At 42.7% G+C, this 11,424-nt stretch carries 10 protein-coding genes; 6 read left to right on the top strand and 4 right to left on the bottom strand.

The annotated features are described in order from the left end of the window. Window positions 1-633: 633 nt before the first annotated feature. The 4 genes from RTR76_RS18430 to speD all read right to left on the bottom strand — a co-directional run bounded on the left by RTR76_RS18430 (window position 634) and on the right by speD (window position 3,829). A complete protein-coding gene (locus RTR76_RS18430) occupies window positions 634-1,935 on the bottom strand; it encodes a dicarboxylate/amino acid:cation symporter (protein WP_312523635.1) in 1,302 nt (433 codons plus the stop codon). Between the two features lie 294 nt (window positions 1,936-2,229). Further along, window positions 2,230-2,724: a rubrerythrin family protein gene (locus RTR76_RS18435; RefSeq protein WP_312523637.1), complete on the bottom strand. Its 495-nt coding sequence runs from the start codon at window positions 2,722-2,724 to the stop codon at window positions 2,230-2,232. 93 nt (window positions 2,725-2,817) lie between these two features. Beyond that, entirely contained in the window at window positions 2,818-3,246 is a 429-nt protein-coding gene (locus RTR76_RS18440) for a phosphate-starvation-inducible PsiE family protein (protein ID WP_312523644.1), read from the bottom strand. Between the two features lie 130 nt (window positions 3,247-3,376). Next, a complete protein-coding gene (gene speD, locus RTR76_RS18445; RefSeq protein WP_312523714.1) occupies window positions 3,377-3,829 on the bottom strand; it encodes an adenosylmethionine decarboxylase in 453 nt (150 codons plus the stop codon). A 379-nt stretch (window positions 3,830-4,208) separates the two neighbouring features. On the opposite strand from speD, the gene RTR76_RS18450 reads away from it, so the two are divergent. The 6 genes from RTR76_RS18450 to RTR76_RS18475 all read left to right on the top strand — a co-directional run bounded on the left by RTR76_RS18450 (window position 4,209) and on the right by RTR76_RS18475 (window position 11,416). Next, complete coding sequence (locus RTR76_RS18450; protein WP_312523646.1) at window positions 4,209-5,393, top strand: FprA family A-type flavoprotein; 1,185 nt, start codon at window positions 4,209-4,211, stop codon at window positions 5,391-5,393. 114 nt (window positions 5,394-5,507) lie between these two features. Further along, entirely contained in the window at window positions 5,508-6,689 is a 1,182-nt protein-coding gene (locus RTR76_RS18455; RefSeq protein WP_312523647.1) for a class I SAM-dependent rRNA methyltransferase, read from the top strand. Window positions 6,690-6,901: 212 nt separating this feature from the next. After that, window positions 6,902-7,351 (top strand): CtsR family transcriptional regulator, encoded by a 450-nt coding sequence (locus RTR76_RS18460; RefSeq protein ID WP_312523648.1) that lies wholly within the window; start codon window positions 6,902-6,904, stop codon window positions 7,349-7,351. Between the two features lie 18 nt (window positions 7,352-7,369). Continuing rightward, entirely contained in the window at window positions 7,370-7,900 is a 531-nt protein-coding gene (locus RTR76_RS18465) for a UvrB/UvrC motif-containing protein (RefSeq protein WP_312523650.1), read from the top strand. Next, window positions 7,897-8,982, top strand: coding sequence for a protein arginine kinase (locus RTR76_RS18470; protein WP_312523651.1), 1,086 nt, complete (start codon window positions 7,897-7,899; stop codon window positions 8,980-8,982). The genes RTR76_RS18465 and RTR76_RS18470 overlap by 4 nt, the downstream gene beginning before the upstream one ends. After that, entirely contained in the window at window positions 8,975-11,416 is a 2,442-nt protein-coding gene (locus tag RTR76_RS18475; RefSeq protein WP_312523715.1) for an ATP-dependent Clp protease ATP-binding subunit, read from the top strand. Before RTR76_RS18470 ends, RTR76_RS18475 begins: the two co-directional genes overlap by 8 nt. Window positions 11,417-11,424: the final 8 nt, after the last annotated feature.

Consider the following 11,424-nt stretch of genomic DNA (forward strand, 5'->3'; position numbering starts at 1 on the left):
AGGATAGGAAGTCGCTGATTAGACAAAAGCACTTACAACTGTGAGTGCTTTTTTGCTTTGTATTGATAAGTCTGACAGGGAGAGCGCCGTTACAACGCTCCGAGGCTGGCGCTTAGCCTACGCTTATGCAACGACGCTCCCCCTGCCTGATTCGTCCAAGAGAATATAACGTTTGGCAGTAGGATTAATCATGCAAAGCGGGGAAAGCGACGAGAGTGCTCTAGCTGCTAGGTGCGACGAGGAGAGAAGGGAGGCTGTACTGGAAGTACGCCGAACGAGCCCCGCAGGAGCAAACAACGCAGATAGGGTGCTATCGGCGCTTTCCCTGGCGGAAGGGCTTGGCTGGAACAGCTGCCTGGGAGGATAGGAAGTCGCTGATTAAACAAAAGCACTTACGAATGTAAGTGCTTTTTTGCTTTGCAGGTCTTTTTTCTTGTCCACAACATATTAATTACTACTATGTTTAGGGACGGTGACTAATATGGTGGAATGGTACTGGGTTCTAATTGCATCCTGGGTTGGTGCTGGGGTTGGTGTGATGGCAGCATCCTTATGTGCAGTCAGTAGTGAACGAGAGTAAATAATAGAGGGCTGCTTCTGTAGTGAAGCAGCCCTCTATTGATTATTATATTATTATGCGCTTATGTTAGAAGAATGATTAGTGTCACCGGAAATCTCTGCCGGTACGGTTGCACTGACTAGTTTAGCTATTACCAAGTCACCCGATACATTTAAGGTTGTTCTGCACATATCGAGGAAGCGGTCTACGCCGAGTATCAAGCCCATGCCTTCTGGTGGAACTCCTACTTGAACGCAGAGGATGGCGATGAGCGGGAGGGAGCCTCCCGGGACGCCCGCAGTGCCTACTCCAGCTAGAACAGCCATCAGTACCACAACAAGCTGACTTTCAATTGAGAGGTTGATGCCATAAACTTGTGCCAAGAATAAAACAACAACGCCTTCGAAGAGGGCTGTGCCATTTTGATTGGCTGAAGCTCCGCAGGTTAGTACAAAGCGGGAAATCTTAGCAGGCATTTTTAATACGTTTTCTGCTGTATCCAAAGCTATTGGCAGCGTAGCATTAGAAGATGCTGTCGAGAAGGCGTATACGTAAACCTCCTGACACTTCTTAAAAAACTGCCAAGGATTAGTCTTAGCGAAGATCTTAAGACATAAAGCATAAACAACAAATTGTTGGATCAAAAGGCCAAGGACAACAACACCTGCAAAATAAGCAACGTTTTGGAGGAACCCTGCACCTAACCTGTAAGTTGTATTAAAGACAATGGCGAAAATACCGTAAGGAGCTAACATCATAGCCCATTCAATAATTTTTAGAGACGCCTTAAAAATGGTATCAAGCATTTTTATAAATGGATTATCTTCATCCTCAACGATCATGCTAAGTGCATAACCAAACATTAATGAAAAGACCATGAGCGCGATAATTTCGCCCCCGAAGGCTCGCGCGGCTGAGTCAACCGGGTTTTGCGGAATTAAATCAATGAAGTATTGATACCAGGGCTTATCTTTCGCTGCTTGCACATTTTTCTGAATAGATAGTACGCCTTGATTGGAAGCGAGGGCTTCTTTATCAAAAGTTAAGCCAACGCCCGGCTGCATGACATTCGTTAATGTAACGGCAATAATTACAGCTAAGAAACTCAAAACGAGGGTAAATGCCATGGATTTTTTAGCTACCGCTCCTAAGCCACGGCCTTTTCCAAGCTCAAATACACCGAGAATCAAAGCCGACACTAAGAGGGGAACAACAACCATAAAAATTGTTCTGAGGAATACAGCACCGGTTAAGGTACAAATATCTGTAAACGACTTCATAAAGGGAAACGATTTTTGGGGAACGAAATAATAACCAATCAGACCAATAACAACACCTAAAACAAATCCCAGTAAGAGTTTTTGATATTGCTTCACGAATTTCCCTCCCAAATTTTCAATTAAAGATGCAACTGTTGGAGACGGTGCGCATACTGCAGTGCTCAAAGAATGCTTTAATAACCAGCTCCCATCTTTTAAATATATAACTTATGTAGTCGTTTAATCCCTCCTTAGGAAAGATAAAGTTAAAAAACAATTTATTTAATTATACCATTATAGAAAGAATATTAATACTTATCTGACGATTTTATTAACAAATAATGTATAATTTTTAAATACTATAATAAGAAACCGCAAACATTTGTATGTTCGCGGTTTCTTATTATAGTATTAATCAATTTTTTTGTAGGCGCTGGCTTTAGCACCGCAGATTGGACAGGAGTCTGGAGTGTGTTTTTCAGCAATGTGGCCACAAATTGGGCACAAGTAAACATCATATTCGTCATTAGAAGCCAAATGCTCCAGCGCTTTGGTATAAAGGGCTGCATGTACTTTCTCTGCCTCGTTGGCTAGATGAAATACTCGGGCAGCAGCAGCGTTACCTTCTGCCTTGGCCTCTGCAATGAAAGGCGGATACATTTCATTGAACTCGTATGTTTCACCTGAAACAGCCTCTTTTAAATTTTCAGCGGTAGATTTAATGCCGCCTTTGGCCTTTAATTCAGCAAATGCATGGATGGTTTCTGCTTCAGCAGTAGCACGGAAGAGTTTAGCAACTTGTGCGTAGCCTTCAAGCTCGGCCTGTTTAGCGAAAGCCAGGTATTTGCGATTTGCTTGTGATTCACCGGCAAAAGCACTAGCCAGGTTCTTGTCAGTATTACTCATTAATAGATCCCTCCTACATTTAATCAATATTATTCTCTATGGAATATTATTATCGATGAGGACGGCTTTGTCAAGACTAATTTCCAATAATTGTTATCTAGGCAGTGTTCTAGGTTGCAAAAGCCAATATACAAGCCCTAATACTAGTAAACTTGCCAAATACATGCTGCCTTCCTGCAAAGAGATACCCTCAGAGCTAAGAATTAGCAGTTTCCGGACCATCGCGGCAATTGCTACTTCAATAAACAGGGTAACTCTAATCGGTTCACCTTTTAAATGGCGTATTTCAGAATTTAGCAATTCGGAAAGTGTCCATAAGATGAGTAATGCGCCTAAAGCATGAATTGTTCCTTTGCTTACATTGCCAGTAGTAAAAATCGAATAAAAGTCGGTAAAGAAAATTACTAGCGTCATTAAGACTGTTATAATGAGAGCTAAACAGAAAAACAAGTGTAAAAAGTGCGTAAACCGTTTCATTTGATTAGCAATTTTGCGTTCAAAACTGCTATTATCATTATTCATTGCAAAATATCCTCCAATTTATATGCTGTTTCTCGTACGTTAATTATAACAGATAGATCCGGCGATGTTCACGAAATGAAAGCCGTAAAATAAAAAAGACAGTTGCTTTGCAAGCAACTGTCTTATCCTTTTAGCGGTTGCGTGATAATAATTTTAGCACTTTTGCTCCCGTATTTTTTACACGGCGCAAGGGAGCGATGGTTACTTTAATTTTTGGCTTCATATCCTTTTCAGAACCAAAATCACCGCGCTTTATTGTGGTTGCTTTGACCTTTTCCGGCTTCAAAAAGGTCTTGAGTACTGATATTGCTTTATCTGGCCGGCTGCGGTCGGAACAAGTGTATACATCAATAGCTGCATACCCGAGGGTAGGATACGTATGGATGCTCAAGTGGCTCTCTGCAAGGAGGGCGCATGCCGCCAGGCCCTGTGGTTCAATTTTTTGATAAGAAAAGTTAAGAAGAGTCATGTTAGCATCTGCTATTGCAGTTAGCATAGCTTCTTTAATGAGTGCAAGATCGTCTAAGGTTTTAAAGCTGCAGCCGTACATGTCGACAAGTAGATGTTTACCAGTTAATTTCATCACAAAGCGCCCCTTCTCAATAGTAGAATTTTTAACAGTGAGGCGGCGTATGTTTCTCCATAAAAATCGAAAGGTTTTATTTGGAAAAACGTGATTTTTCACAGCTATAATAGCAGTATTACGCCATATATTATATGCATATTTCAACTTTTCATTATATAGTGGTCAAGGCAGAAAGTAAAGATTTATTTGGTGGAATTGGTTTATACTTTAAAGTTTATTTAATGAACAAAAGCAGTAAAAATAAAGATATAGGAAGGAATATGACGATAAAGTGTACAATTGCTATAATAGCTGTAAGCATAACCATTAAATGAGTTTTGCCCATTGGTAATTTAGTATAGCAATGATATTTTACAGATAGAAGGAGAGTAAATGCATGAACAAAGTTGAGTTGGCGAAAGGTGTATATTCTGTAGGAGCAGTAGACTGGAATATTCGTGATTTTCACGGATATACTACGCCTAGAGGTGTTACCTACAATGCGTTTCTCATTGTGGATGAAAAAATATGTTTAATTGACACAGTAAAAGCGCCCTTTGCCGCTGAGCTACTCGAAAGAATTTCAGAAATTGTAGATCCATCCAGCATTGATTATATTGTCACAAATCATATCGAGCCGGATCATTCCAGTGCTTTACCTGCTATTTTGGATCGAGCGCCTCAAGCCACAGTTGTTCTCACCGACAAAGGTACCGAAGGGGTATTAAAGTATTATGAGCGGGAGGCCAATTATCAGGTAGTCAAAGAAGGAGATATGCTTGATTTAGGACGCAATAAATTGCATTTCATACCGCTTCCGATGCTGCACTGGCCTGACTCGATGGCGTGCTACTTAGATGGTGAACAGATTCTTTTTTCAAATGATGCATTTGGTCAACATTATAGCAGTACCCAGCGGTTTGATGATGAGAATGATCTTAATGAAGTTCTTTATGAGGCTGCGAAGTATTATGCCAATATCCTGATGCCTTTTAACAGACTAGTACCAAAAGCATTAGAAAAGGCCGGCCGTTATCCCATCAAAATGATTGCTCCCAGCCATGGTGTAGTGTGGCGCAGCCATATTGATGCCATTCTTGCAAAATATGAGCAATGGAGCAGAGGCGCAGCTTCGAATAAAGTGATTGTTGCCTATGACAGCATGTGGGGTGCAACAGAAAAAATGGCACGCCGTATTCTGGACGGTCTTGCTGCTGCCGGAGTGCAAGGAAAACTATACCGCCTTTCAGGTGCAGACCGCAGCGAAGTAATGTGGGATCTATTAGAGGCTAAAGGGATTCTAGTGGGCTCATCAACGTTAAACAATGGCATGATGCCGACAGTTGGTGCTATGCTGCTGTATATGAAAGGCCTGAGACCGGCAAATAAAATTGGTGCGGCGTTTGGTGCCTATGGTTGGGCGGGAGGCTCCCAAGCAGCTATGGAAGAATTATTGACAGCAGCAGGCGTTGACGTGGATAAAGCTGGGCTAACTGTTAAATGGACTGCAAATGCACAAGAGCTGGATAAATGTTTTGCCTTTGGCAAGGAATTTGGACAGAAGGTGCTGGATAAAGTATAATAGCAGAGCAGTTATTTGAAGGAACGTGGTAGTAACCCGTATCACCTGCTTCATATAGCGCTGCTTATGCAAAAATAAACATAAGTAAAAATGCACGTGAAATGAGGCGCTATAATGGAAGCGACAGCTACTGTCTATATTCGTAAAGGGGCTCAGCATCGTATTGAGAGCGGACATCCCTGGATGTACCAAAGTGAAGTGGATCGTATCGAAGGTGATTTTCAGCCAGGTAGTATAGTTGATGTATGCAATCACAGGGGGCGCTTTATCGGCAGAGGGTACATTAACCCCCGTTCACAAATTATTGTTCGCATAATGACACGTGAGCAAGAGCCAATTGACCGGAGCTTTTTTCAAAAACGCATCGCTGCGGCATGGAAATATCGCCAGCGTTTTGTAAGTGAACCGGAGTATTGCCGTCTTGTTTTTGGTGAGGCTGATTTTCTGCCGGCGCTGATTGTTGATAAATTTGGTGAGTATATTGTGATTCAAACGTTGGCATTAGGAATTGATGTTCATAAAGAAACAATTGTCTCTGTACTAGATGAAATGTTTCAGCCTGCTGGTATTTACGAGCGCAATGATGTGCCTGTACGTAAACTGGAAGGTCTAGATATGCGCAAAGGGTTCCTAAAAGGAAACTTCCCTACGCTAATTGAAGTAAGAGAGAATGGTTTTCCCTTCTATGCTGATATCGAGAATGGGCAAAAAACCGGTTTTTTCTATGATCAGAGGGAGAATCGACAAGTGCTCAAGCATTTTGTAGCCGGAGCCGAAGTACTGGATTGCTTCTGTCATACAGGGTCTTTTGCAGTTCATGCAGCTAAGTATGGCGCAAAAAGTGTAACTGCTTTGGATATCTCTGATCTTGCCATTGAAGTGGCGCAAAAGAATGCCGAATTAAATGACGTAAGTGATATTTGCAGCTTCTCAGTCGGTAATGCTTTTGATGTCTTAAGGGCCCAAACGGAAGAAAAACGGCAATACGATGTTGTAATCCTTGACCCTCCTGCTTTTACCAAAAGTCGGTCTTCTCTGGAGGGGGCAGCCAGAGGCTATAAAGAAATCAACTTAAGAGGCATGAAACTGGTTCGACCAGGGGGCTTTCTTATCACCTGCTCCTGCTCTTTTCATATGGACAGGGAGTTATTCAGAGCCATCGTAGTAGATGCAGCCAAGGATGCTCGAAGAGTTATCAGAGAAGTCGATTATCGTACACAGGCAAAGGATCACCCGATTTTGCCTGCAGCTGCAGAAACTCATTATCTTAAATATCTAGTAGTAGAAGTACAATAAGTAGATAATTATGCAAGCGGAGAGTGATTGCGGAGCAATTTCTCTCCGCTTTTAATTTCTTTTGCTCGTAATTTTACTCACAGTATGGCAATAATAGAAATATCATAAAAAATGCGAGGGACTATTGCAATTAGTCAAAAGGTCAAATATAATAAAAGCAAAAGGTCAAATAAAGTCAAATAAACAAAAGGACAGAAGTGTGGTGGCCGTATATGAGCAATTTGGCAGATGAAATAGAACGCTTTATTTTACGAAAGCTGGCAGGACAGCAAGGCGATATTATCATATTAAGGCGTAATGAACTGGCTGATGAGTTAGCTTGTGCACCTTCTCAGATTAGTTATGTTTTAAATACTCGTTTTTCCGTCGCCAGAGGATTTATTGTTGAATCCCGGCGAGGCCTGGGAGGTTTTGTGCGGATCGCACGTGTTCCCCTTCATACCATTATTTTTGAAAATGCAGCAGAACAAATTGATATTGACATTTCACTGAATGATCTACATGGTATGTTGATTCATTTACGCGAGAATGGCTTGCTAACAGGCAGAGAATCAGTTTTACTCATGGAAGCTTTCTCTGTTTTATATCAATATTTACCTCCCTATGAACGAGTGGAAGCGATTCGCAGATTATTGCTGCAAGTGAATGCTGCAAATGAATAGGTAAAGGAGCGAGTGCTAATGTTGTGTGATGATTGCCAGAAAAGACCGGCTTCCGTGCATATAACACAAATTACAAACAATCAAAAAATTGATAAGCATTTGTGTAATCAATGTGCACAAGCTTATGGTGATATTGCTTTTTCTCTTGATTCTAAGTTTTCCGTACATGACTTTTTAAAAAATATGTTTTATGCAGGTGCAGCTGATAATGTACTTGCTAAAACAGGTAAAGCCTGCCCCAATTGCGGAATGACGTATCATGATTTTAGTCGTATCGGCAAGTTCGGCTGCAGTGCTTGTTATAGTACCTTTGGTGACCATGTTGAACCACTTTTGCGCCGCATCCATGGTGTGAGTACTCATACAGGCAAGCTTCCCCGGCGGACTGGAGCTACCCTGGAATTAAAACAGCGAATAAAAAAGTTGCGTTATGATTTAGAGAGGCAAATTGTTCAGGAAAAGTATGAAGAGGCCGCTAAAATTCGTGATGAAATTCGTGGGCTGGAGAAAGAACTGCTTAGTTCGGCAAGCGAGGAGGGGAATGTATGACAATTGAACAACTTCTAGATGAGCCGCTTAATGGCTGGATGAAGGGGGAAGGACCGGAAAGTGACATTGTCCTATCAAGTCGAATTCGGTTAGCCCGCAATTTGGATCAGACTCCTTTTCCTAATCGGGCTAGCGATGAAATATTAGCAGGAGTAATGGCAGAGCTCCGTAAATCAGTTACAGATTTAAGTAATCAGGATAATCACTGCTATCTGTTTATTGATATGGAAAGTCTGGAACCATTAGAAAGAAATGTTCTTGTAGAGAAACATATTATTAGTCCAAGTCATGTTCAGGAGCCGGCTAATCGGGCCCTCATTGTGCGTGATGATGCTGCTGTGGCCATTCTCGTAAATGAAGAAGACCATCTTCGAGTCCAATGTTTGCTGCCAGGCTTAAATCTGCCTGACACAATGGCGTTAGCAAATGAGGTTGATGATATTCTTGAAGCCCGCCATTCTTTTGCATTTCATGAGCAGGTGGGATATTTGACAGCTTGCCCAACAAATGTAGGTACGGGCCTAAGGGCATCTGTTATGATTCATTTGCCAGCCCTTGTACTTACAAAACAGATTAATCGTATTATCGGAGCTGCCACTCAAATTGGATTGACAGTTCGTGGACTGTATGGCGAAGGAACAGAGGCTGTAGGTAACATTTTTCAAATTTCTAATCAGCTTACTTTGGGGCAGAATGAACAGGAAATCGTTTCTAACCTCCAAGCTGTTGTTATGCAGGTTGTTGGACAGGAGCGGGCAGCACGGGAGGCGCTGATACGGGATTCAAAAGATATGTTAGCTGACCGGGTGTGGCGTGCCTATGGGGTACTGCGCTATGCACGCAGCATTTCGGGGCAGGAAGCGCTGGCTTTACTAAGTGAAGTGAGATTGGGCATTGATTTGAAGCTGATTGATGAAGCTCCTCCGACCATCTTTAATGAGTTATTGGTAGTAAGCAGACCTAACTTTTTACAAAAGTTTGCGAGAATAACGGATATCCGTCGGGGAGAAAGAGAAGCTTTGCGTGCTCAGGTTATTAGAGAAAAATTAACTGACGTTAAGGGAGGAAATAATGATGCTTGATAAATTTACGGAACGAGCTAAGAAAGTACTGGTCCTTGCTCAACAAGAGGCGCTGCGGTTAGGCCATGATTATCTTGGCACAGAGCATTTATTGTTAGGCTTGATTCACGAAGGAGAGGGCGTAGCTGCAAAAGCGCTTGCATCTCTCAATATAAATCTGGAAATGGTTCGCAATCAGGTAGAAGTGATGATAGGCCGAGGTGACGATCAGGTAGAGCAAATCAACTATACCCCTCGTTCCAAAAAGGTCATTCAGCTTGCTTTTGAAGAAGCGCAGCGGCTAGGTCACAGTTATATTGGTACTGAGCATTTATTGCTTGGGCTGATTCGTGAAGGTGAGGGAGTGGCTGCTCAGGTACTGGAGAGGCTAGGCGCAGATATTGCTGTCGTCCGTCAAAGAGTCATTGAGTTGCTGGGCGGTATGGCTATGTCGGGCGCAGGTTCGCAGGCAGGCAATCAACAAGCTAAGAGCAGCGTTGAGACACCTTCTTTGAATGAATATGGGCGTGATCTCAATAAACTGGCCAAAGAAGGAAAAATTGATCCGGTCATTGGCAGAGATACTGAGATTGAAAGGGTTATCCAAATTTTAAGCCGCCGAACGAAAAATAATCCGGTTCTTATTGGTGAACCCGGTGTTGGTAAGACGGCTATTGCTGAAGGGCTGGCCCAACGTATCATCGATGGTATGGTACCGGAGACATTGCGAGACAAAAGGGTAGTATCTCTTAATATGGCGTCTATTATCGCAGGATCAAAATACCGAGGTGAATTTGAAGAACGCTTGAAAAAAGTGATGGATGAAATTCGTCAAGCCGGCAATATCATCTTATTTATTGATGAGCTGCATACGTTGATTGGAGCCGGAGCAGCTGAGGGCGCTATGGATGCAGCCAATATTCTAAAGCCCGTTTTAGCAAGAGGCGAGCTGCAGTGCATTGGTGCAACCACATTAAATGAATATAAGAAACATATTGAAAAAGATACTGCATTGGAGAGACGCTTCCAGACCATTCAGGTAGGTGAACCATCGGAAGAGGATGCGATTAAGATCTTACAGGGGCTGCGGGATCGGTATGAGGCTTTTCATAAAGCTCAAATTACAGATGACGCGATTGAAAATGCTGTTAAGTTGTCACATCGCTATATATCTGACCGCTTTTTACCTGATAAAGCGATTGATTTAATGGATGAGGCGGCATCACGAGTGCGATTACAGGCTTTTTCACTGCCGCCGGATCTCAAAGAGACAGAAAAGAAGCTGGAACAAGTACGCGCAGAGAAAGAGGCCGCTATCAATGGACAAGAGTTTGAGCAAGCTGCAAAATTGCGGGATGAAGAACAAAGACTGCGTCAGCAGTTAGAAGCAAAGCAAAATGAATGGAAACAGCCAGACAGCAAAAGGGTTGTCGTAACAAGTGATGACATTGCTCACGTTGTTGCCAGCTGGACGGGAATTCCAGTAAAGAAACTGGCTGAGGAAGAGTCTGAGAGACTACTTAAGCTGGAAGAAGTGCTGCATAAAAGAGTTGTAGGTCAGCATGATGCGGTAGCCGCAGTATCCAGAGCAGTACGTCGCGCCAGGGCGGGACTGAAAGATCCCAAACGCCCGATTGGATCGTTTATCTTTCTGGGACCTACCGGCGTAGGTAAAACAGAGCTTGCCCGGGCACTTGCGGAAGCTATGTTTGGTGATGAAGAAGCCATGATCAGACTGGATATGTCCGAATATATGGAGAAGCACACCGTTTCCCGCCTCGTCGGTGCACCTCCCGGATATGTTGGATATGATGAGGGTGGTCAGTTAACAGATGCTGTACGCAGGAAGCCTTATTCGGTTATACTGCTGGATGAAATTGAAAAGGCCCATTATGATGTATTTAATATCTTATTGCAAGTATTGGAAGACGGGCGTTTAACAGATGCCCAAGGCCATACGGTAGATTTTAAAAACACTGTTATTATTATGACTTCCAATGTTGGTGCCCAGCATTTGAAGAAAGACAGTGCTTCCTTGGGATTCCTGGCTGGAGCAAATGCAAAAAATGATCAGGAAACTGCCAAATCCCGTGTCCTTGAAGAAGTTAAGCGCCAATTCCGGCCTGAATTTCTCAATCGGGTCGACGAAATGATTGTTTTTAGCAGTTTGACAGCAGATGATTTAAATGAAATTGTAACAATTATGATGACCGATCTGGAAAAGCGTTTAAAAGATGCTGGTCTTGCATTAGAAGTGACAGAAAAAGCCAAATCCGAGCTGGTAAAAGAGGGATATGATTTCCAATATGGAGCCAGGCCTCTACGGCGATCTATTCAAAAGTTAGTGGAAGATCCTATCGCAGAGCTTATGCTGCGCCGGGAAGCAACAACTGGGGATACGGTACGTGTAGATGCTGATGAAGCTGGTAAACTTACTTTTGGGAAAAAAGAATAACTAGCAGG

The sequence above is a fragment of the Anaerospora sp. genome (assembly GCF_032013335.1).
Taxonomy (GTDB): Bacteria; Bacillota; Negativicutes; order Sporomusales; family DSM-15969; genus Anaerospora.